At 73.8% G+C, this 20973-nt stretch carries 20 protein-coding genes; 7 read left to right on the top strand and 13 right to left on the bottom strand.

From position 1 onward, the window contains the following. The first annotated feature begins 43 nt into the window (after nucleotides 1-43). Nucleotides 44-1108 carry a Glu/Leu/Phe/Val family dehydrogenase gene (locus tag BLS70_RS14330; RefSeq protein ID WP_091769201.1) on the top strand — a complete coding sequence of 355 codons (1065 nt, stop codon included), beginning with the start codon at nucleotides 44-46 and terminating at the stop codon, nucleotides 1106-1108. Between the two features lie 158 nt (nucleotides 1109-1266). Next, the gene (locus BLS70_RS14325) at nucleotides 1267-1494 is read left to right on the top strand and encodes a DUF3073 domain-containing protein (protein ID WP_091769198.1); all 228 of its coding nucleotides are present in this window, start codon (nucleotides 1267-1269) and stop codon (nucleotides 1492-1494) included. 163 nt (nucleotides 1495-1657) lie between these two features. Here BLS70_RS14325 and purM read toward each other — a convergent pair whose 3' ends face one another. Both purM and purF read right to left on the bottom strand, forming a co-directional pair. After that, a complete protein-coding gene (purM, locus tag BLS70_RS14320; RefSeq protein ID WP_091769195.1) occupies nucleotides 1658-2722 on the bottom strand; it encodes a phosphoribosylformylglycinamidine cyclo-ligase in 1065 nt (354 codons plus the stop codon). Next, complete coding sequence (gene purF / locus BLS70_RS14315; protein ID WP_091769192.1) at nucleotides 2719-4257, bottom strand: amidophosphoribosyltransferase; 1539 nt, start codon at nucleotides 4255-4257, stop codon at nucleotides 2719-2721. Before purF ends, purM begins: the two co-directional genes overlap by 4 nt. Before the next feature lie 133 nt (nucleotides 4258-4390). On the opposite strand from purF, the gene BLS70_RS14310 reads away from it, so the two are divergent. Next, a complete protein-coding gene (locus BLS70_RS14310; protein ID WP_255362476.1) occupies nucleotides 4391-5074 on the top strand; it encodes a DUF5701 family protein in 684 nt (227 codons plus the stop codon). Nucleotides 5075-5110: 36 nt separating this feature from the next. Here BLS70_RS14310 and BLS70_RS14305 read toward each other — a convergent pair whose 3' ends face one another. Together BLS70_RS14305 and BLS70_RS14300 are read right to left on the bottom strand one after the other, a co-directional pair. Next, nucleotides 5111-5719, bottom strand: coding sequence for an MBL fold metallo-hydrolase (locus BLS70_RS14305; protein WP_091769189.1), 609 nt, complete (start codon nucleotides 5717-5719; stop codon nucleotides 5111-5113). Further along, nucleotides 5716-6801, bottom strand: coding sequence for an S-(hydroxymethyl)mycothiol dehydrogenase (locus BLS70_RS14300; protein ID WP_091769186.1), 1086 nt, complete (start codon nucleotides 6799-6801; stop codon nucleotides 5716-5718). The genes BLS70_RS14305 and BLS70_RS14300 overlap by 4 nt, the downstream gene beginning before the upstream one ends. Before the next feature lie 205 nt (nucleotides 6802-7006). Between BLS70_RS14300 and BLS70_RS14295 the strand changes: the two genes are divergently transcribed. Beyond that, nucleotides 7007-8416 carry an OFA family MFS transporter gene (locus BLS70_RS14295; protein ID WP_091769183.1) on the top strand — a complete coding sequence of 470 codons (1410 nt, stop codon included), beginning with the start codon at nucleotides 7007-7009 and terminating at the stop codon, nucleotides 8414-8416. Then, the gene (locus BLS70_RS20860; protein ID WP_176946400.1) at nucleotides 8413-8577 is read left to right on the top strand and encodes an MFS transporter small subunit; all 165 of its coding nucleotides are present in this window, start codon (nucleotides 8413-8415) and stop codon (nucleotides 8575-8577) included. The genes BLS70_RS14295 and BLS70_RS20860 overlap by 4 nt, the downstream gene beginning before the upstream one ends. 73 nt (nucleotides 8578-8650) lie before the next feature. Here the strand turns inward: BLS70_RS20860 and BLS70_RS14290 are convergent, their stop codons facing one another. The 5 genes from BLS70_RS14290 to purS are packed head-to-tail and all read right to left on the bottom strand — an operon-like array spanning nucleotide 8651 to nucleotide 13173. Continuing rightward, on the bottom strand, nucleotides 8651-9424 hold the full coding sequence (locus BLS70_RS14290; RefSeq protein WP_091769180.1) for a thioesterase family protein: 774 nt from the start codon (nucleotides 9422-9424) through the stop codon (nucleotides 8651-8653). A gap of 56 nt (nucleotides 9425-9480) precedes the next feature. After that, nucleotides 9481-9870, bottom strand: coding sequence for a sterol carrier family protein (locus BLS70_RS14285; RefSeq protein ID WP_091769177.1), 390 nt, complete (start codon nucleotides 9868-9870; stop codon nucleotides 9481-9483). Continuing rightward, complete coding sequence (purL, locus tag BLS70_RS14280) at nucleotides 9870-12245, bottom strand: phosphoribosylformylglycinamidine synthase subunit PurL (RefSeq protein WP_091769388.1); 2376 nt, start codon at nucleotides 12243-12245, stop codon at nucleotides 9870-9872. The genes BLS70_RS14285 and purL overlap by 1 nt, the downstream gene beginning before the upstream one ends. A 2-nt stretch (nucleotides 12246-12247) precedes the next feature. Beyond that, on the bottom strand, nucleotides 12248-12919 hold the full coding sequence (purQ, locus tag BLS70_RS14275) for a phosphoribosylformylglycinamidine synthase subunit PurQ (protein ID WP_176946424.1): 672 nt from the start codon (nucleotides 12917-12919) through the stop codon (nucleotides 12248-12250). A 14-nt stretch (nucleotides 12920-12933) separates the two neighbouring features. Then, the gene (gene purS / locus BLS70_RS14270; RefSeq protein ID WP_041776830.1) at nucleotides 12934-13173 is read right to left on the bottom strand and encodes a phosphoribosylformylglycinamidine synthase subunit PurS; all 240 of its coding nucleotides are present in this window, start codon (nucleotides 13171-13173) and stop codon (nucleotides 12934-12936) included. A 130-nt stretch (nucleotides 13174-13303) separates the two neighbouring features. Here purS and BLS70_RS14265 point away from each other — a divergent pair, with 130 nt between their 5' ends. Beyond that, nucleotides 13304-15145: an Ig-like domain-containing protein gene (locus BLS70_RS14265; RefSeq protein WP_091769174.1), complete on the top strand. Its 1842-nt coding sequence runs from the start codon at nucleotides 13304-13306 to the stop codon at nucleotides 15143-15145. A gap of 13 nt (nucleotides 15146-15158) precedes the next feature. On the opposite strand, the gene BLS70_RS14260 is transcribed toward BLS70_RS14265, so the two are convergent. Both BLS70_RS14260 and purB read right to left on the bottom strand, forming a co-directional pair. Next, nucleotides 15159-16022, bottom strand: coding sequence for a phosphoribosylaminoimidazolesuccinocarboxamide synthase (locus BLS70_RS14260; protein ID WP_091769171.1), 864 nt, complete (start codon nucleotides 16020-16022; stop codon nucleotides 15159-15161). Continuing rightward, nucleotides 16019-17326, bottom strand: a complete 1308-nt coding sequence (purB, locus tag BLS70_RS14255) for an adenylosuccinate lyase (RefSeq protein WP_091769168.1) — start codon at nucleotides 17324-17326, stop codon at nucleotides 16019-16021. Before purB ends, BLS70_RS14260 begins: the two co-directional genes overlap by 4 nt. 162 nt (nucleotides 17327-17488) lie before the next feature. Between purB and BLS70_RS14250 the strand changes: the two genes are divergently transcribed. After that, complete coding sequence (locus BLS70_RS14250) at nucleotides 17489-18400, top strand: SMI1/KNR4 family protein (RefSeq protein ID WP_091769165.1); 912 nt, start codon at nucleotides 17489-17491, stop codon at nucleotides 18398-18400. Here the strand turns inward: BLS70_RS14250 and purD are convergent. Both purD and rsgA read right to left on the bottom strand, forming a co-directional pair. Beyond that, on the bottom strand, nucleotides 18397-19686 hold the full coding sequence (gene purD / locus BLS70_RS14245; RefSeq protein WP_255362475.1) for a phosphoribosylamine--glycine ligase: 1290 nt from the start codon (nucleotides 19684-19686) through the stop codon (nucleotides 18397-18399). The genes BLS70_RS14250 and purD overlap by 4 nt on opposite strands. Before the next feature lie 47 nt (nucleotides 19687-19733). Beyond that, nucleotides 19734-20789, bottom strand: coding sequence for a ribosome small subunit-dependent GTPase A (rsgA, locus tag BLS70_RS14240; protein WP_091769159.1), 1056 nt, complete (start codon nucleotides 20787-20789; stop codon nucleotides 19734-19736). Between the last annotated feature and the right edge of the window lie 184 nt (nucleotides 20790-20973).

Genomic DNA, 20973 nt, shown 5'->3' with positions numbered 1-20973 from the left:
GCGACGCTCCGCACGCCCGTGCCGTGGTTCTACCCTCGGCGCCGTGGACATTCTCGGCTCGGGCCACGAGCAGGTCGTCTTCTGCAGCGACGAGGAGTCCGGTCTGCGGGCGGTCGTCGCCATCCACTCGACCGCGCTGGGACCGGCGCTGGGCGGCACCCGCTTCCACCCCTACGCCACCGAGGACGCCGCCGTCGCCGACGCGCTGCGCCTGTCCCGGGCGATGACGTACAAGAACAGCCTCGCCGGCCTGGACCTCGGCGGCGGCAAGGCGGTGATCATCGGCGATCCGCGCACCGACAAGACCGAGGCGCTGCTGCGTGCCTACGGCCGGTTCGTCGAGGCGCTCGGCGGCCGTTACCTGACCGCCTGCGACGTCGGCACCTACAACGCCGACCTCGACGTCGTCGCCCGGGAGACGCGGTTCGCGCACGGGCGCTCGCTGGCCTACGGCGGCTGCGGCGACTCCTCGGTGCTCACGGCCTACGGCGTCTTCCAGGGCATGCGCGCCGCCGCGGAGCACTGCTGGGGGCAGCCGTCGCTCGCCGGCCGCACCGTGGCGGTGGCCGGCGTCGGCAAGGTCGGCTCCGAGCTGGTCGACCTGCTGGTGGCCGACGGCGCCGAGCTCGTCGTCACCGACGTCGACGCGGCGGCGGTCGACCGCGTGCGCACCCGGCACTCCACGGTGCGGGCGGTCGCCGACACCGCGGAGCTGGTGCGGACGCCGCACGACGTCTATGCGCCCTGCGCCCTGGGGGGCGCCCTGGACGCGGACACCGTGGCCGCGCTCCCCGCCCGCATCGTCTGCGGGGGCGCCAACAACCAGCTCGCCACCCCGGACGTCGCTGACCAGCTGGTCGCCCGCGGCATCCTGTACGCCCCCGACTACCTGGTGAACGCCGGCGGCGTCATCCAGGTCGAGGACGAGCGGCACGGCTTCTCCTTCGCCCGTGCTCAGGCCCGGGCCGCGGGGATCTTCGACGTGGCCCGGCGGGTGTTCGGCGCAGCTGACGCCGAAGGGGTCCCCCCGGTCGTCGCTGCCGACCGGCTCGCCGAGGAGCGGATCCGCTCGGTCGGCCGGCTCTCCACCATCCGCCTGCCCGGCTAGTCGGAGGCCGCCGTCCCCGTCCGGGGGAGGGGACGTGTGCTCACCGCCGACCCGTGTCGTAAGGTTGGCCGAGACACAGTCACTCAGTCGGGGTCGCCACGCGGGCCGTCCAGCCGCGGGCTGGGCCGCCGTACTCCGGTAACGAGGGGGTCGAGCCAATGGGGCGCGGCCGAGCGAAGGCCAAGCAGACACGCGTGGCCCGTGAGCTCAAGTACAGCTCACCCAACACCGACCTCACCGCGCTGCAGCGGGAGTTGGCCGGGTCGTCGTCGACCTACACCGCGCCCAGCGCGGCCACGGATGACGACGACGAGGATGAGGACGACGAGTACGCCGACCGCTGGGCGGACGACGACTCCGGAGACGACTGGGCCGCCACCCGCTGACGCGGCGACGCTGAGCCCACTCATCTGACGCGAGGCACCGCCTTCCCCCGGGGAGGCGGTGCTCTCGTGTGCCGTCGGGACGTCCCTCACCGGGTTGCCCAGGGACTTTCGGTACAGCAAGTCCCAGAGGTCGTCGGGACTTTCGGTACAGGAAGTCCCGTCGTCAGCGGTAGGTGCCGACGAGGCGCGCTCCCGCGGCCCCGCCGTCGGTGCGCTCCTGAAGCGATCCGGCGACCCAGGCGGGCACGCCCGCGGCGGTGAGCTGCGCGACCACGTCGTCGGCCACCTCCGGGGCGACGGCGGAGACCATCCCGACCCCGCAGTTGAACGCGCGCTCGGACTCCTCGCGCGGGACGCCGTGCTCCTCCATCAGGCGCACCGCGGGCGGCAGGGCCCACGTCGCCCGGTCCAGCACCGCCTCGAGCCCGTCGGGCACCACGCGGGCGGTGTTGCCGGCGAGCCCGCCGCCGGTGATGTGCGCGAAGGCGTGCACGTTCTCGACGCCGTGCCGCGCGACGAGCGCGAGGCAGTCGAGGGCGTAGATGCGGGTCGGCTCCAGCAGCTCCTCCCCCAGCGGGCGCGCGAGCCCGGCCGGGGTGGCGTGCAGGTCCAGGCCCGCCGCGGCGACGACGCGGCGCACCAGCGAGTAGCCGTTGGAGTGGAAGCCGCTGGAGGCCATCGCGACCACGGCGTCGCCCGCGCGCACCCGCTCGGGCCCCAGGACGGCGTCGGCCTCGACCACGCCCACGGCGGTCGCGGCGAGGTCGTACTCCTCGGCGTCCATGAGGTCGCCGTGCTCGGCGGTCTCCCCGCCGACCAGGGCCGCGCCGGCGAGGGTGCAGCCGGCGGCGATGCCCGTGACGATCGAGGCGATCCGCTCGGGGACGACCTTGCCGCAGGCCACGTAGTCCTGGAGGAACAGCGGCTCGGCGCCGCAGGCGACCAGGTCGTCGACGACCATGGCGACCAGGTCGATGCCGACGGTGTCGTGCCGGTCGAGCTGGCGGGCCAGCGCGATCTTCGTGCCGACGCCGTCGGTGGACGAGGCCAGCAGGGGCTTCCGGTACTTCGCGGTGTCCAGGGCGAACAGGCCGGCAAACCCGCCGAGGCCGCCGACCACCTCGGGCCGGTTGGTCTTCTCGACCGCGGCCTTCATCAGCGTCACGGCGCGCTCCCCGGCGTCGATGTCGACGCCGGAGGCCGCGTAGGTGAACTGCTCGGCGCTCACGGGCGGAGCAGGGCGTCCTCGGCGCCGCCGGGGACCGTCGCGCTGCCGGCCTGCTGACCGGTCCACCCGGTGAGGGCACGGTTGCCGATGCCCTCCAGCACGTGCTTGCCGAGCACCTCCGGCTGCTCCAGCGGGATGGGGTACTTCCCGGTGAAGCAGGCGGTGCAGAGCCGGTTGGCCGGCTGCTCGGTCGCGGCGATCAGGCCCTGCTCGGAGACGTAGCCGAGGGAGTCGGCGTTGATGGACGCGCGCACGCCGTCGATGTCCAGGCCGTTGGCCACCAGCTCGGCCGGGCTGGCGAAGTCGATGCCGTAGAAGCACGGCCACTTGACCGGCGGCGAGGCGATGCGGACGTGCACCTCCACGGCACCGGCCTCGCGCAGCATCCGGACGAGGGCGCGCTGGGTGTTGCCGCGGACGATCGAGTCGTCGACGACGACCAGGCGCTTGCCCCGGATGACGTCGCGCAGCGGGTTGAGCTTCAGGCGGATGCCCAGCTGCCGGATGGTCTGGCTCGGCTGGATGAACGTGCGCCCGACGTAGGAGTTCTTGACCAGCCCCAGGCCGTAGGGGATGCCGGAGGCCTGCGCGTACCCGACCGCGGCAGGGGTGCCCGACTCCGGCACCGGGATCACCAGGTCGGCCTCGACCGGGTGCTCCTTGGCCAGCCGCCGGCCGATCTCCACGCGGGCCGCATGCACGCCACGACCGGAGATCGTGGTGTCCGGCCGGGCCAGGTAGACGTACTCGAAGACGCAGCCCTTGGGCTGGGCCGGCGCGAAGTGCTGGCTGCGCAGCCCGTTCTCGTCGATCGCGATCAGCTCGCCGGGCTCGACCTCGCGCACGACGGAGGCGCCCACGATGTCCAGCGCCGCGGTCTCGCTGGCGACGACCCAGCCGCGCTCCAGCCGGCCCAGCACCAGCGGGCGGACGCCCTGCGGGTCGCGGGCGGCGTAGAGGGTGTCCTCGTCCATGAAGGTGAGGCTGAAGGCGCCGCGCAGCTGCGGCAGCACCTCCATCGCGGCGGCCTCGACCGAGAGGTCGGGGCGGGCGGCGATGAGCGCGGTGATCAGGTCGGAGTCGTTGGTCGCCACGAAGGCGCCCGGCACACCGGCGTCGGCGGCCTTGACGGCCAGCTCGGCGGTGTTGACCAGGTTCCCGTTGTGGCAGAGCGCCAGGCCGGTGCCGGCCTCGGTCGTGCGGAACGTGGGCTGCGCGTTCTCCCAGGTGGAGGCGCCCGTCGTGGAGTAGCGGGTGTGGCCGACGGCCTGGTGTCCCCGCAGGCTGCCCAGCGTCGCCTCGTCGAAGACCTGGCTGACCAGCCCGAGGTCCTTGTAGACGACGACGGACGTGCCGTCGGACACCGCGATGCCGGCCGCCTCCTGACCACGGTGCTGGAGGGCGTACAGACCGAAATAGGTCAGCTTCGCGACCTCCTCCCCCGGCGCCCAGACACCGAAGACGCCGCAGGCGTCCTGGGGGCCGGGAGACTGGGGGTCGAGGTCGTGCGTCAGCCGTCCATCACCGCGAGGCACCCGCCCACCGTACCGGCGCCGCGGCCGTTGCCGGGCCCCGGAGGGGTGGATCCGGTCACCCTTCCGGCGTGTTCGCGCTGCTCATCCGCCGTGTCGCGCCTGGGAACCAGCCCAGCGGGTCGCGCGTTGAGCGGTGTCCGCCGTCGCCCCGGAGGTCTTCGTGCCCGTCACCACCCCGCCCGCCCCCGCCACCCGGTCGCTGCCCTCCCCCGCCCACCAGGCCGAACGCCTCGTCGCCCTCGGCGTGCACGAGCGGGCGGGCCTCTCCGCCGCTGAACTGCGGGACGCCGCCGGAGCGGCGGTCGACGGCGCGCTGCTCGTCGTCTCCCCCGCACTGGCACCGCCCTCGGCCCTGGCCCCGCTGCTCCGCCTGGACGGGAAGGAGGGCTTCGTCGTCGAGGACATGACCGACGTCGACGCCTTCGCCCCGATCGCGGGGGTGGAGGTGCCGGACGGCCCGGTCTACGCCGTCGCCGGGCTGGACCGCGGGGACTCCATGGCCAACTGGAGCCCCGACGAGGCGCTCCCCGCGATCGTCCGTGCCGTCCGGACGCCGCTGACCCTGCCCGAGGGCATCGCCTGGCTGCTGCAGTGCCCCGACGTCCTGGCCCGCAACAGGTGCTTCATGACGATCGGCTCGCGGCTGCGCCGTCCGGACGGGCAGCTGGACGCGCGGACGCCCGCCCTCTGGATCAGCAACGGCACCGGACGGGACGGGAAGGCCCGCCGCGGGGCCCCGAAGGTCGGCTGGTGCTGGGCCGGCAACCGGCACACCTGGCTGGGCTTCGCCTCCGCCGCCACCCGCCGTCTCCTCTAGGGCCGGAATGGCCATCGTGGCCCTGGGGTGAGGGGACTACCCGACGGTGCGGAGCTCCGCGGCGATCGTGGTGTCGTCGCCGTGGCCGGTCCGCACCACGGTGTCGCCGTGCAGGCTGAACAGCTGGCCGCGGATCGAGTTCAGGATCGCCGGGTGGTCGCTGAACGAGCGGCCGGTCGCCCCGGGGCCGCCGCAGAACAGCGTGTCGCCGGTGAACACCGTGGTCAGGTCTGCCGCGTGCAGGCAGGTGCTGCCCGGCGAGTGCCCCGGGGTGTGCAGCGCGGTGAGGGTCGTCCCAGCCACCCGGAACTGCAGCCCGGCGGCCAGTTCCCGGTCGGGCGCGGTCCCGGCATGGGTCATGTCCCAGAGCATCCGGTCGGCGGGGTGGAACCAGATGGGTGCGCCGGTGGCCTCGCGCAGCGCCGGTGCGGCGGTGATGTGGTCGTTGTGCCCGTGGGTGAGCACGATCGCGGTCACTCGCCGGCCGCCGATGGCCTCGACGATCGGGGCCGCGTCGTGCGGGGCGTCGATCACCAGCACCTCGTCGTCGTCGCCGACGAGCCAGACGTTGTTGTCGACGTCGAAGTCCTGCCCGTCGAGGGAGAAGACCCCGCTGACGACGACCTTGTCGATGCGGGCGCTCACAGGACGACCACGCTGCGCAGGACCTCGCCCTTGTGCATCTTCTCGAACGCGGCCTCGACGTCGTCCAGCCCGATCGTCTCGGAGACGAACGCGTCGAGGTCGAACCGGCCCTGCAGGTACAGGTCGACCAGCATCGGGAAGTCGCGGCTGGGCAGGCAGTCGCCGTACCAGGATGACTTGATCGACCCGCCGCGGCCGAAGATCTCGATCGCGGGCAGGGTGATCTCCATGTCCGGCGTCGGGACGCCCACCATGACGACCCGGCCGGCGAGGTCGCGGGCGTAGAACGCCTGCTCGAAGACCTTGGGGTGGCCGACGGCGTCGATGGCGACGTCCACGCCGAACCCGCCGGTGAAGCCCTTGATCGCCTCGACCGCGTCGGTGTCCTTCGAGTTCACCGTGTGGGTGGCGCCGAACTTCTTCGCCCACTCGAGCTTGGTGTCGGAGATGTCGACGGCGATGATCGTCGTCGCGCCGGCGAGCTTGGCGCCGGCGATCGCGGCGTCCCCCACCCCGCCGCAGCCGAACACCGCGACGCTCTCGCCGCGCTGCACGGCACCGGTGTTGATCGCCGCACCGACACCGGCCATGACACCGCAGCCGAGCAGGCCCGCGGACGCCGGCGGGGCGGCCGGGTCGACCTTCGTGCACTGCCCCGAGTGCACCAGGGTCTTCTCGGCGAACGCGCCGATGCCGAGCGCCGGGGACAGCTCCGTGCCGTCGGCCAGCGTCATCTTCTGCGCGGCGTTGTGCGTGTCGAAGCAGTACTTGAGCTCGCCCTTGAGGCAGGCCCGGCACTGTCCGCACACGGCCCGCCAGTTGAGGACGACGTAGTCGCCGACCGCCACGTTGGTGACGCCCTCGCCCACGGCGGCGACGGTGCCGGCGGCCTCGTGGCCCAGCAGGAACGGGTAGTCGTCGTTGATCCCGCCCTCGCGGTAGTGCAGATCGGTGTGGCAGACCCCGCACGCCGCGATGTCGACGACCGCCTCGCCCGGACCGGGGTCGGGCACCAGGATCGTCTCGATCGTGACCGGCGCACCCTTGCTGCGGGCGACGACGCCCTTCACCTCGTAGGCCATGGCGCGAGCCTATGCGGGGCGGCCCGGTCCGACCCGGCGGCCCTGCGTCCCGCCGGCGGTCACGCGCGGATCACGGCTGCCCGCTTGAACGCGCGAGCACCCGGACGTCGTCGTACGTTTTCTGCGGCTGTGACACACATGACAGTGCGCGGCCGGGTCGCGTCCGACCGGTCGCACCGCCGCCCCGTCCCCGGAGGTCCTGTCCGTGGCCGTTCCCGCCTTCCTGGCCCGCGAGCGCATCGTCGCCCGGCCCGGCTTCAACCGGTGGCTGATCCCGCCGGCCGCGCTCGCCGTCCACCTGTGCATCGGCCAGGCGTACGCCACCAGCGTCTACAAGACGGCGCTGGTCGAGCACTTCGACACCAGCCTCACCGCGATCGGCATCATCTTCTCGATCGCGATCGTCATGCTCGGGCTCTCCGCCGCCGTCTTCGGCAAGTGGGTGGACCGCAACGGCCCCCGCGCGGCCATGGCCACCTCCGCCGTCTTCTGGGTGACCGGCTTCCTCGTGGGCTCCCTCGGCATCGCCACGGAACAGTTGTGGCTGCTGTACCTGGGCTACGGCGTCATCGGCGGCATCGGCCTGGGCATCGGCTACATCTCGCCGGTCTCGACGCTGATCAAGTGGTTCCCCGACCGCCCGGGCCTGGCCACCGGCATGGCGATCATGGGATTCGGCGGGGGCGCGCTCATCGCCTCGCCGCTGTCCCGCCAGCTGATGAACCTCTACGACCCCGACTACGACGGCACCGCCGGCACCGTCCCCAGCGGCGAGGCCGTGGCGCTGCTCTTCCTCACCCTCGCCGTCCTCTACGCCCTCTTCATGTCCTTCGGCGCCCTCATCGTCCGGGTGCCCGCCGACGGCTGGAAGCCCGACGGGTTCGACCCGTCGACGGTCAAGTCGAAGGCCCTGGTCACCACCGACAACGTCTCGGCCGACAACGCGATCAGGACGCCGCAGTTCTGGCTGCTGTGGATCGTCCTGTTCTGCAACGTGACCGCGGGCATCGGCATCCTCGAGCAGGCGGCGCCGATGATCCAGGACTTCTTCCGCGACGGGGAGACCTCCGCGGTCGCGGCGGCGACCGCCGCCGGCTTCGTCGGGCTGCTCTCGCTGTTCAACATGGGCGGCCGGTTCGTGTGGTCGTCCACGTCGGACTACATCGGCCGCAAGCCGATCTACATGATCTACCTCGGCGTCGGCATCGTCCTGTACGTGATCCTGGCGACGCTCGGCAGCACGGCGACCTGGATCTTCGTGCTCACGGCGGCCGTGATCATCAGCTTCTACGGCGGTGGCTTCGCCACGATTCCGGCGTACCTGCGCGACCTGTTCGGCACGTTCCAGGTCGGCGCCATCCACGGCCGGCTGCTGACCGCGTGGTCGGCCGCCGGCATCGCCGGTCCGCTGATCATCAACGGCGTGCTGGACATGGCCGAGGGCGAGCCGGGCGAACTGGTGGCCGGTGACTACCGGCCCGCGCTGTTCATCATGGTCGGCCTGCTGGTCGTCGGCTTCATCGCCAACCTGCTGGTCAAGCCCGTCGCCGACAAGTGGCACGAGCCGAAGTCCGCCCCGTCCCCCTCCACCCAGGAAGCGAGCGCCGTCCGATGAGCTCCGCCGCCTCGACCGGGAACTCCGCCTCGACCGGGAACCAGCAGCCCACCCACACCCCAATCGGGCTCATCGCGTTCGCGTGGACCCTCGTGGGCGTTCCGCTGGCCTACGGCCTCTACCAGACGGTGAAGACGGCGAGCTCGCTGTTCGGCGGCTGATCCGCCGCCCGTCCGACGCCGTCGCCGAGCCCCGTCCGCCCTCCGGCGGGCGGGGTTCGGCGCGTCCGGGGGCTCAGCGCGCGGCGTGCCGGGCCTGGATCCTCGGGTCGGGCAGGGCGGCGGCCACGCAGTGCCCGATGCGCCCCTCCACGTCGTACATCCACGTGGTCCCGAAGCCGATGCCGTCGGCTCCGAGGTGGCCGGCGCTCTCCAGCCCGATCCACTCCCCGCGCGGGTCCCGCGTCAGGTACATCGTCACGTCGACGTTGATGAAGGCCAGCCCGCCCGTACCGGAGTTGGCCAGCGGATTGGTGAAGTCGGCCATCAGCGCGGCGCGCAGCATCGGCGTGAGCGGCTCCCCGGCGACGAACTCCGCCGTCTCCCGCATCCACACCTTTCCCGGACCGGCCTCGCCCCAGCCGGTGATCCGGCGGATCTCCCACGGCATCGGGCCGCCGGACGGGCCCTCGATCTGCTCGGGCGGCGGCACGTCCCAGGGCTCGGGCGCCCACGGCTCCGCATCCGGGTGCTCGGAGCGGCGGAGCAGCAGCGCCGATCCCCGGATGACCTCGACGTCCCCGTCGAGGACGCTGACGTCCAGGACCCGCAGCCGGCGCCCTTCCCGGCCCGGGCGCGTCTCGACGCGCAGCGGCCGCATCGGCACCGCGCGGACCATGTCGACGGTCATGCGGGACAGCTGGAGCTCGGGATCCGGCTCGTCGCGCTGGACGCCCCACGCCACCAGGCCGCCGATGTGGTGGCCGTTGACCATCTCGTCCGACCAGGGGCTCGCTGCTGTCGCCGTCGGCACCAGCAGGCCCCCGTCGGGCGTGAACGACGCCTGCATGACACCTCCGCGCGGTGGCGGCCGGTCCGCCCCGCGTCGAGCATGCCCGACGGCCGTCAGGGGCGGCTCAGCGGCCGGAGGGGCAGCAGGCCGGTGAGGTCCGCGCGGTTGCCGCTCGCGCTGACCTTCCCCTCGGCGACGGCCTCGGCCCAGGTCAGCCGGCCGCTGGCCAGGCGCAGCCAGGTGGCGGCGTCGGTCTCGACGACGTTGGGCGGCGTGCCCCGCGTGTGCCGCGGCCCCTCGATGCACTGGACGGCGACGTGCGGGGGCACCCGCAGCTCCACCGACCGGCCGGGCACCTGCTGGGCCAGCCAGCGGGCGCTCGTCTTCACGGCCGCGCCGACGACGGCCCGTGGCGGCCGGTCGCCCTCGCCGTCGAGCCACGCGCGCACCGGCTCCAGGGCGGCGCGCAGCTCGTCGGCGGGGATGGGGGCGGTGCCGGCCATCAGCTGGTCGGGACGGTTCCCGCCGGGACGGTGAACGGCGTGCTGTGCTCCGGGCCGCCGAACAGGGCCGGGAGGGTGGCGCTCCACGCCGCCCGCAGCTCGGCCAGCGGCAGGTCGAGCACCCCGTCGAGCACCCCGTCGAGCACCAGGGCGTCGCCACCCGTCGTCCCCAGCTCGGTGACCGGGACGCCGGCCCATTCCGCGGCCCGCTTCACGCCGCCGGGGTCGGAGGTCGTGACGACGACGCGCGCCGTCGACTCGCTGAACAGGGCGGTGAACGCGTCACCGGCCAGGGCGAGGCGGGCGCCGGTGCCGTAGCGCAGCGCGGACTCGGTGAGCGCCTGGGCCAGGCCGCCGTCGGCCAGGTCGTGGGCGGAGCCGACCAGCCCCTGCGCCGCGAGCGCGGCGAGCAGGTCGGCGAGGGCGCGCTCGGCCGCGAGGTCCAGCGCCGGCGGGCGCCCGCCCAGGTGGCCGTGCACGACGCTCGCCCAGGCGGAGCCGCCGAACTCGGGTCGGGTCTCGCCGAGCAGCAGGACCGTCTCACCCGCCGTCCGCCAGCCGGCCGGGACGCGGGTGCGGACGTCCTCGTGCACGCCGAGCACACCGATGACCGGCGTCGGGTTGATTGCGACGTCGCCGGTCTGGTTGTAGAGGCTCACGTTGCCCCCGGTGACCGGCAGGCCGAGCGCGCGGCAGCCGTCCGCCAGGCCGCGGACGGCCTCGGCGAACTGCCACATGACCTCGGGGTTCTCCGGGGAGCCGAAATTGAGGCAGTTCGTGACCGCCAGCGGCTTCGCGCCGGTGGCCGCGACGTTGCGGTAGGCCTCGGCGAGGTTGAGCTGCGTCCCGGCGTAGGGGTCGAGGCGGGCGAAGCGGGCGTTGCCGTCCAGGGAGAGGGCGATGCCGCGGTTCGACTGCTCGTCGATGCGGACGACGCCGGCGTCCTCGGGCTGGGCGAGCACCGTGTTGCCGCGCACGTAGCGGTCGTACTGCTCGGTGACCCAGCTCTTGTCGGCCCCGTCCGGGCTGCTGACCACGGCCAGCCAGTGCGCCTGCAGCTCGGCCGGCGTGGTGGGCCGGGGCAGGCGGGCCGGGTCGTCGGCCTGCAGCGCGTCCAGGTCGGCCGGCCGGGCCATGGGGCGCTCGTAGACCGGGCCCTCGTGGGCGACGGTCCGCGGCGGGACGTCGACGATGCGCTCGCCGTGCCAGTCGACGGTGAGCCGGTCGCCGTCGGTGACCTCACCGATGACGGCGGCCCGGACGTCCCACTTGCGGCAGACGGCGAGGAACTGCTCGACCTTGCCCGGCTCGACGATCGCGCACATGCGCTCCTGCGACTCGCTCATCAGGATCTCGGCGGGCGTCAGGCTGCTGTCGCGCAGCGGGACGGTGTCGAGGTCGACGTGCATGCCGCCGGTGCCCGCGCTGGCCAGCTCGCTCGTGGCGCAGGACAGGCCCGCGCCGCCGAGGTCCTGGATGCCGGTGACCAGGTCCTGCGCGAACAGCTCCAGGCAGGCCTCGATGAGCAGCTTCTCCGTGAACGGGTCGCCCACCTGGACGGCGGGGCGCTTGGCCGGGCCCTCGGCGTCGAACGTCTCGCTGGCCAGCACGGAGACGCCGCCGATGCCGTCGCCGCCGGTGCGGGCACCGAAGAGGATGACCTTGTTGCCGGCACCCTCGGCCTTGGCCAGGTGGACGTCCTCGTGCTTCATCACGCCGACGCACAGAGCGTTGACCAGCGGGTTGCCGGTGTAGCACTCGTCGAAGAGCAGCTCGCCGCCGATGTTGGGCAGGCCGAGGCAGTTGCCGTAGCCGCCGACGCCGGCGACGACGCCGGGCAGCACCCGGGCGGTGTCCGGGGCGTCCGCGCGGCCGAAGCGGAGGCTGTCCATGACCGCGATCGGCCGGGCGCCCATGGTCAGGATGTCGCGGACGATGCCGCCGACGCCGGTGGCCGCGCCCTGGTAGGGCTCGACGTAGCTCGGGTGGTTGTGGCTCTCCACCTTGAAGGTGACCGCGTAGCCCTCGCCCACGTCGACCACCCCGGCGTTCTCGCCGATGCCGACGAGCAGCGCGTCGCTCTTCGGGAGGTCGCCGAACCGGCGCAGGTGCACCTTGGAGCTCTTGTAGGAGCAGTGCTCGCTCCACATGACGCTGTACATCGCGAGCTCGGCCGTGGTGGGGCGGCGGCCGAGGATCTCCTTGATGCGGGCGTACTCGTCGGCCTTGAGGCCCAGCTCCGCGTAGGGCTGCTCGTCGTCCGGGGTGCTCGCCGCGAGGTCGACGGTGTCCAGCCGGTGCTGCAGCCGGCCGGGGCCGGTGTCCAGGTCGGAGAGCCCAGCGGCCGCGCTCGCCTGCCCCGCCGTGTCGCCCATCGTCACGCGCTGACAACCGCCTTCAGGATGCTGGTGAAGAAGCCGAGCCCGTCGGTGCTCGGGCCGGTGAGGTCCTCGACCGCGTGCTCCGGGTGTGGCATGAGGCCGACGACCCGGCCGTTCTCGCTGGTGACGCCGGCGATGTCCCTGCTCGAGCCGTTGGGGTTGCCGCCGACGTAGCGGAAGACAACGCGACCCTCGCCCTCGAGGCGGTCGAGGTCGGCGTCAGAGCCCACGTAGCGACCCTCGCCGTTCTTCACCGGGATGAGGATCTGCTGACCCTCGCTGTAGTCGCTGGTCCAGGCGGTGTCGGCACGCTCGACGCGGAGCAGCTGGTCGCGGTTGCGGAAGTGCAGGTGGCTGTTGCGGGTCAGCGCCCCGGGCAGCAGACCGGCCTCGCACAGCACCTGGAAGCCGTTGCAGATGCCGAGCACGGGGAGCCCGCCGTGCGCGGCGGTCACGACGTCCTGCATCAGCGGCGAGCGCGCGGCGATGGCCCCGGCGCGCAGGTAGTCGCCGTAGGAGAAGCCACCGGGCAGGACGACGGCGTCGACGTCCTTGAGGTCGTGGTCGCCGTGCCAGAGCGCGACCGGCTCACCGCTGGCGAGGCGCACCGCGCGGGCGGCGTCGACGTCGTCCAGGGAGCCCGGGAAGGTGATGACACCGATGCGCACGGCGAGGGTCTCTCTCAGTCGGTGGGGAGGTGCAGTTCGACGTCCTCGATGACCGGGTTGGCCAGCAGCGTCTCGGCGATCTGCTTCAGCTCGGCCTCGTCGGGGGTGCCGTCGACCTCGAGCACGAAGTGCTTGCCCTGGCGGACGCTGCGCACGCTGTCGTGGCCGAGCCGGCCGAGCGCGCCGAGGACCGCCTGCCCCTGGGGGTCGGAGATCTCCGGCTTGAGGACCACGTCGACGACCACCCGGGACACGCCGCCGAGAGTACCCGGACGATTTTCCTTCCCAGCGGCCGCCGAGCTGTGCACACTGAGCCGCCTCCTCCCCGACGGGGGCCCTGAGCTGGTGGAAAGCCGGGCAGGAGCGCCCCGCCGAGGAGTCGATGTGCGTTCGTGGATCGCGGCCGTGGCCGCCGCCCTGGTCCTCCTGCCCGCCGCACCGGCGTCGGCGGCCAACCGGGCGCCGGTAGCCGTGCACGACGTCGTGCGGATCAGCAGCGCCGCCGCAGGGACCGACGTCGTCGTCCCCGCCCTCGCCAACGACACCGATCCCGACGGTGATCCGCTCAGCTACACCGCGGTCACCGCGGCCACCAAGGGCACCACCTCGCTCCGAGATGGCCAGATCGTCTACCGGCCGACCGCCGTCAACGGGGGCGCGGACTCCTTCACGTACAGGGTCACCGACGGCCAGGGGAACATCGCCGCCGGCACGGTCGCGGTCACGCTGTGGGCCGATGTGCTCGCGCCGACCGGCCTCACCATCGGGCCCGCGGACGCGAACCGGGCCACGCTGGCCTGGTCCGCGGCTCCGGGTGCGGTGGCCTACCAGGTGTTCCGCCGCAGCGTCCTCGTCCACACGACGTCGGAGCTGGGCTGGACCGACGCGGGGCTCTCCCCCGACACCCAGTACGGGTACCGGGTCGCCAGCGTGAGCGCGGAGGGCCTGGGAGGTCCGCCGTCGTCGCGCATGGTGTTCCGGCAGGCGCAGCTGTCCACCCCCTCGACGCCGGTCGTCCACCTGACGGACAGCCCGACCTCCCTCTCGGTGAGCTGGTGGGAACGCGTCGGCCCCGGTCCGTGGAACGTCTACCGCGACGGCGTGCTCGTGGCCACCACCCCGCGGGCCGAGATCGTCGACCCGGGGCTGGTCACCGGCCGGCAGTACAGCTACCAGGTACAGTCCGTCGAGCCGTCCACGGCGACCTCCGTCGTCCCGCCGAGCCCTCTCTCCGGCGCGGGCCGGGGCACGCCCGGCGTGCTCACCGACATCATCCGGCTCTACCAGGACATCGGCGGCGCCCGCAGCTACCTCGGCCCGGTCACGGTCGCGGAACGGGTGATCCCGGGTGGCCGGCAGCAGGACCACCGGAACGGGCTGATCCTCCAGCAGAACGGTCGCGCCCCCTGGACCGTCGAGGGCGACGTGGTTCCGGTCTACACCGGCGCGGGTGGTGCCCGCGGCGCCCTCGGCTTCCCGCGCAACGGCTTCCACTGCGATCCGCAGGACGGCGGCTGCGCCCAGGGTTTCCAGGGCGGCACCATCTGGACGTCCCGGTCCACGCCGGCCCGTGTCGTCCGCTCCGTCATGACCCTCGGCTGGGAGGCCGCTGGAGGTCGGAAGGGGCGGCTCGGGTACCCGACGGCCGCCGAGAACTGCCGCCTGCGCGACGGCGGGTGCGTCCAGACCTTCCAGGGCGGGCTCGTCTACTGGTCCCGCACCACCGGCGCCCAGCCGGTCCTCGGAGCCATCCGCACCGCCTACGCCAAGCAGGGCTGGGAGACCGGGCGCCTGGGCTACCCCACCGCCGGTGAGGCCTGCGTGCTCCGGAGCGGCGGCTGCTTCCAGCAGTTCCAGGGCGGCTCCATCTACTGGTCGCCCGCGAGCGGCGCCCACGTCGTCCTCGGTGCCATCCGCGACGGATGGGCCGACCGGGGCTCGGAGACCGGGCGGCTCGGGTACCCCGTCGGCAGCGAGCGCTGCGGGCTGCGCGGCGGCGGCTGCTTCCAGGAGTTCCAGGGCGGCGCCATCTACTGGTCGCCGGCCTCCGGAGCGCACCCCGTCGTCGGCGGCATCCGGGACGCCTGGGCCCGCCAGCGGTGGGAGACCGGCCGACTCGGCTACCCGACCAGCGCCGAGATCCTGTGGGTGGGCTCCTACGTGCAGACGTTCCAGGGCGGCACGATCATGATCAGCGCCGCCGGCACCCGGATCACCTACCGCTGACCCGGCCGATCACCTAGGCGAACGTCGTACCGGTGAGTCGCTCGTAGGCGGTGACGTAGCGCTCACGCGTGGCTGCGACGACGTCGTCGGGCAGCTCGGGCGGCTCGGAGGCGCGGTCCCAGCCCGACGACGTCAGCCAGTCGCGGACGAACTGCTTGTCGTAGGAGGGCTGCACCGACCCCGGGGACCAGGAGGACGCCGGCCAGAAGCGGGACGAATCGGGGGTGAGCACCTCGTCGCCGAGCACGAGCCCGCCGTCGGAACCGAGCCCGAACTCGAACTTGGTGTCCGCCAGCACGATGCCGGCGTCCCGGGCGATCTCCGCACCGCGCCGGTACAGCGCCAGCGTCAGCTCCCGCAGCTCCTCCGCGCGCTCGGCACCGATGAGCGAGACCACCCGAGGGAAGTCGATCGGTTCGTCGTGCTCGCCGATCTCGGCCTTGGTCGACGGCGTGAAAACCGGAGCCGGCAGCTGCGAGCCTTCGACCAGCCCCGCCGGCAGGACGACGTCGCGGATCGAGCCGGTGCGCTCGTACTCCGCGGTGCCGCCGCCGGAGAGGTAGCCGCGCGCCACGCACTCGACGGGCAGCATCTCCAGCCGCCGCACCAGCATCGACCGCCCGGCGACGTCGGGAGGCACGTCCTCCGCCGACACCAGGTGGTGCGTCGCGCCGAACTGCGCCAGCACCGGCGTCAGCTGGTCGAACCACCACACCGACAGCTGGGTGAGCACGCGCCCCTTGTCCGGGATCGGCGTGGGCAGCACCCAGTCGTAGGCCGAGATCCGGTCCGAGGCGACCAGCAGCAGGCGGTCGGCACCGGCGTCGTAGACCTCCCGCACCTTGCCGCGGGCGATGAGGGGCAGGTCCACGCTCACGACAGCGCCGCGAGCCGGTCGAACAGCGGGCCCAGGTTGGCCACGTAGCGCTCGGGCCGGCAGATCTCGTCCAGCCGCGCCTCGTCCAGCGCCACCCCGGATGCCGACGCCCGCGCGCGCAGCGTCTCCCGGAAGGGCGTCCCGCTGTTCCACGTCTCCATGGCCGCCGTCTGCACCAGCGAGTAGGCGTCCTCGCGGGAGAGCCCGCCCTCGACCAGCTCCAGCAGCACCGACGACGTGTAGATCAGCCCGCCGGTCGACTCCAGGTTGGCCCGCATCCGGTCGGCGTCCACGACGAGGTTCTCGACCAGGCCCGTGGTCAGGTGCAGCAGGTAGTCGGTGGTGATCGCGGCGTCGGGCAGGAACACCCGCTCGGTGGAGGAGTGCGAGATGTCGCGCTCGTGCCAGAGCGGGATGCCCTCCATGACCGGCACGATCGCCGCGCGCACGACCCGGGCCAGCCCGGCGATGCGCTCGGAGCGGATCGGGTTCTTCTTGTGCGGCATCGCGCTCGAGCCCTTCTGGCCCGACCCGAACGCCTCCGACAGCTCGCGCACCTCGGTGCGCTGCCCGTGCCGGACCTCCAGGGCGATCGCCTCGCAGACGGTGGCGATCACCGCGAGGGCCGAGACCCACTCGGAGATCGAGTCGCGCAGCACCACCTGGGTCGAGGCGTCCGCCGGCTTCAGCTGCAGCGCCTCGGCCACGGCCACCTCGACGGAGGGGTCGATCAGCGAGTACGTGCCGACGGCGCCGGAGATGGCGACGACGCCGACGCGCTCGCGCGCCGCCCGCAGCCGGTCGCGCGAGCGCGCCATGGCGAAGGCGAGGTCGGCGACCCGGTGCCCCCAGACGACGGGCTCGGCGTGCACCCCGTGGGTGCGGCCCACCCGGATCGTGGAGCGGTGCGCCAGCCCGTGGTCGCGCAGCGCGGCCACCAACCGGTCGGCCTTGGCGAGCAGGACGTCGGTCGCGTCGGTGAGCTGGACGGCGAGCGCGGTGTCCAGCAGGTCGGACGACGTCATGCCGTGGTGCACGTAGGCGGCGGCCGAGCGCGGCTCGGTGTTGTCCGCCCAGGCGGTGAGGAAGGCGATGACGTCGTGCTGCGTCGTCTCCTCGATCTCCGCGACCCGCTCCGGCGTAGGCGGGGGCGCGTTGCGCACCGGCTCGACGACGTCAGCGGGCACCCGGCCCGCGGCGGCGTGCGCCTCGAGCACCAGCGTCTCCACGCGGCACCACAGCTCGTACTTGTGCTGATCGCTCCAGACGCGCCCCATCTCGGGGAGCGTGTACCGGTCGATCATGCGAACACCGCTTCGGCCTGGTCTGCTCGTCGCGCCACGGGCCCATCCTCTCGCACCCGCGTGCCGGGCCGCCCCGGTGGATGCCGACGTCCCTGTCGGCCGAACGGATGAAGCCCTTCCGGAACGGCCCGGGCGGTCCGCCGGGCCCCTACGGTCCGGGGCATGACGAAGCTCGTCCTGCGCGGGGAGGGCCTGCACCGGATCAAGGCCGAGGGAATCGCCGACGACGTCGAACGCGCCGGCGAGTGGCCCGTTCGGGTCAGCCGCTGGCGCCGACGCCCGGACCAGCTGCTGCAGCTGGCCCGGACCGACGGCGGCGTCGGGGTGCTCGACGAGGCGGCGCGCCCCCGGCTCGGCGCGACGCTCGAGCGGCTCACGCGGTTCCTGTTCCACGTCCGTCTCGACGTCGACGGGGGCGGCCGCCAGGTCGAGCTCGTCGAAGGCGGGATCGCCCCGCACGTGCTCGCGGAAGGCCTGGTGCCCGGCACCACGTACCTGCTGCGGTACCAGCCGCTGGAGCGGCGGCCCGAACCCGACGTCGAGGGCGAGGCGGCGGTCGACGCCGCGTGGGAGCGGATCGAGCGCTGGTTCGCCGAGCACCACCCGCTGGGCAACGGCGCCTTGTCCCCCGGCGCGAGCGAGGAGGCGCTCCGCGCGCTCGAGGAGGTGATCGGCCGGCCGATCCCGGCACCGCTGCGCCGGTCGCTGGCCCGCCACGACGGGCAGGGCGAGGCCGTCACCGCGATCACGGAAGGCCACGAGCTGCTCGACGCGGCCTCCATCGTTGGGGAGTGGACGATGATGAAGGAGATCAGCGACGAACGTGGCGCGCTCGACGACTGGTGGCGGCCTTCCTGGGTGAGCTTCACCGCCGACGGTTCGGGCAACGGTTACTGCCTCGACGCCGTCACCGGCGAGGTGCTCTTCCGCGACCACGTGGAGGGCGGCGAGGTCGAGACGCGGCGCTTCGAGGGCTGGCTCACCCGCTGGGCCGAAGAGCTGGAGGCCGGCGAGCAGGTCGTCGACGCGGACGGGGACGTCGACCTGACCTACTACGCGAACCGGTACAGCTAGCGGACGGCGATCCGCCCCTCGACGGCGGCCAGGGCGATGTCGGTGCGCCAGTGCGCCCCGGCCAGTCGCACGCCGGCCACCCGCTCGTAGGCGGTCTGCCGCGCGGCGGCGAGGTCGTCTCCCACTGCCGTCACGGCCAGGACGCGACCGCCGGCGGACACCACGCTGCCGTCGTCGGCCAGGGCGGTGCCGGCGTGCAGCACGCCCTCGCCGTCGGCACCGGTCACCGGGTCGCCGGTGCGCGGCGCCTCCGGGTATCCGGGCGCGGCGACCACCACCGTGACGGCGGAGCCGGCGCGCCACTCCAGCGGCGGGTGGCCGGCGAGGGTGCCGGTCGCCGCCGCGTGCAGCAGGCCGGCCAACGGCGTCGCCAGCAGCGGCAGCACGACCTGGGTCTCGGGATCCCCGAACCGCGCGTTGAACTCGACCACCCGCACGCCGCGCGAGGTCAGCGCCAGCCCCGCGTAGAGCAGCCCGCTGAACGGCTCACCGCGGCGGGCCATCTCGTCGACGGTGGGCTGCAGCACGGTGGCGAGCACGTCCTCGACCAGCCCGGCGGGCGCCCAGGGCAGCGGCGCGTAGGCGCCCATGCCGCCGGTGTTGGGTCCGCCGTCGCCTTCGTCCCGGCGCTTGAAGTCCTGCGCGGGCACCAGCGGCAGCACCGTCGTCCCGTCGGTGACGGCGAACAGCGACACCTCCGGGCCGTCGAGGTACTCCTCGACCAGCACCGCTCCCCCGGCGTCCAGGACGGCGCGCCCGTGCGCGGCGGCAGCGTCGCGGTCCGGCGTCACCAGCACGCCCTTGCCCGCGGCCAGGCCGTCGTCCTTCACCACCCAGGGCGCGCCGCCGGTCAGCGCGGCCACCTCGTCGAGCGCCGTCTCCAGCTCGGCCGGCCCGCCGACGGGCCAGGCCTGCGCGGTGGGCACGCCGGCCGCGGTCATCACGTGCTTGGCGAGGGACTTGCTGCCCTCCAGCTGGGCCGCCTGCTCGGACGGGCCGAAGCAGGCGATGCCCGCGTCGCGGACGGCGTCGGCCGCGCCGGCCACCAGCGGGACCTCGGGGCCGATGACGACGAGGTCGGCCTGCCACGTCCGCGCCAGGGCGGCGATCGCGTCGGGGTCGCGGACGTCGACGGGTTGCGACTCGGCCAGCGCACGGGTGCCGGCGTTGCCGGGCGCGCAGGCCAGCGCCTCGACGGCGGGGTCGGACGTCAGAGCCACGCACAGAGCGTGCTCCCGGGCACCGGAACCGATCACGAGCACGCGCACCCGTCGAACGCTACCCATGGCCCGGAGCGTGCTGGAACGGCCAGCCGTCAGGGGCCCGCGCCGAGCTAGCGAGGCGTGGGGGGACGGGTGGTCCTTTCACGGCTGGGCTGGTCGCGCATCGAGCGGTGCAGGGAGCGCAGCCGGGCCCGCTCCTCCGCCCGTGCGCGGGCGTCCACGCGCAGCAGCTGGCGGTGCGCCTCGGCCTGCAGCTTGCGCCAGCCGCGGAAGCGGGCCGGGTCGAGCCGGCCCTCGTCGATGGCCGCGGCGACCGCGCACCCGGGTTCGCCCGCGTGGTGGCAGTCCCGGAACCGGCAGTCGGCGGCCAGCCGGGCGACATCGGCGTAGGTGGCCTCGACACCGGCGGCGTCGTCGTGCAGCGCCAGCTCGCGCATGCCGGGGGTGTCGACCAGCAGCGCCCCGCCGGGGAGCAGGTGCAGCTCCCGGGCGGTCGTGGTGTGGCGGCCCCGCCCGTCCTCGCGGATCTCCCGGGTGCCGGCGACCGTCTCCCCGGCCAGCGCGTTGAGCAGGCTGGACTTCCCGACCCCCGACGGGCCGACCATCGCCGCCGTCCGGCCCGGCCGGAGCAGTGCGCGGACCGCGTCCATGCCCTCTCCTGTCCAGGAGCTGACGGCGAGGACGTCCACCCCGAGCGCGTCCTCCCGCACGGCCTCGACCCCGGCATCGACGTCGTCGCAGAGGTCGGCCTTGGTCAGGACGACGACCGGCGTCGCCCCGCTGCTCCAGGCGACGGCGAGGTAGCGCTCCACGCGGCGCAACCGGGGATCGGCGGTCAGCGCGTCCACCACCAGGACTACGTCGAGGTTGGCCGCCACCACCTGCGCGGTCGACGTGCGGCCCGCCGCGGTGCGCACGAACGCGCTGGTCCGGGGGAGGACGGCGACCGCCAGTTCGTCCCGCAGCGCCACCCAGTCGCCCACCGCCGGCCCGCCGGCGGTGGGGTCGGCGAAGAGGCCGGCGCTGGTGTGCACCCGCCGTGCACCGCCCCCGGCGAGGACGCCGAGCCGGCCGCGGTCCACGCGCACCACCCGGGCGGGCACCGTGCCGGCGGGCAGGTGCTCCGCGAGCTCGGGGCGCCAGCCCAGGGACGGCAGGGGGATCACGCAGCCGATGGTGGGCGCCCGCCCGGTCCGCTGTCACCCGATTTGCCGAGGTGGGGCGACGCGACCCACGGGACTGACGGGACGGGCGTGACGACCGGCCTCGCGCGGGCTCGTGCCGCAACGCGATCGCAAACATGAGAGATGCGTCACTGGCTGCATGCACCGCTGCTGGTCAACGCGTTAT

It is taken from the genome of Blastococcus aurantiacus, from assembly GCF_900102425.1.
Classification (GTDB): Bacteria; Actinomycetota; Actinomycetes; order Mycobacteriales; family Geodermatophilaceae; genus Blastococcus; species Blastococcus aurantiacus.
The sequence above is the reverse complement of the archived record's forward strand: the minus strand, read 5'-3'. Positions and strand labels throughout refer to the sequence as shown.

Bases quoted from the DNA above. Each gene is read 5' to 3' on its own strand.
- BLS70_RS14325 (WP_091769198.1), top strand. From the start codon at position 1,267: ATGGGGCGCGGCCGAGCGAAGGCCAAGCAGACACGCGTGGCCCGTGAG.
- BLS70_RS14300 (WP_091769186.1), bottom strand. From the start codon at position 6,801: ATGGCCTACGAGGTGAAGGGCGTCGTCGCCCGCAGCAAGGGTGCGCCG.
- BLS70_RS20860 (WP_176946400.1), top strand. From the start codon at position 8,413: ATGAGCTCCGCCGCCTCGACCGGGAACTCCGCCTCGACCGGGAACCAG.
- BLS70_RS14290 (WP_091769180.1), bottom strand. From the start codon at position 9,424: ATGCAGGCGTCGTTCACGCCCGACGGGGGCCTGCTGGTGCCGACGGCG.
- BLS70_RS14285 (WP_091769177.1), bottom strand. From the start codon at position 9,870: ATGGCCGGCACCGCCCCCATCCCCGCCGACGAGCTGCGCGCCGCCCTG.
- purL (WP_091769388.1), bottom strand. From the start codon at position 12,245: ATGGGCGACACGGCGGGGCAGGCGAGCGCGGCCGCTGGGCTCTCCGAC.
- purB (WP_091769168.1), bottom strand. From the start codon at position 17,326: ATGATCGACCGGTACACGCTCCCCGAGATGGGGCGCGTCTGGAGCGAT.
- BLS70_RS14250 (WP_091769165.1), top strand. From the start codon at position 17,489: ATGACGAAGCTCGTCCTGCGCGGGGAGGGCCTGCACCGGATCAAGGCC.
- purD (WP_255362475.1), bottom strand. From the start codon at position 19,686: ATGGGTAGCGTTCGACGGGTGCGCGTGCTCGTGATCGGTTCCGGTGCC.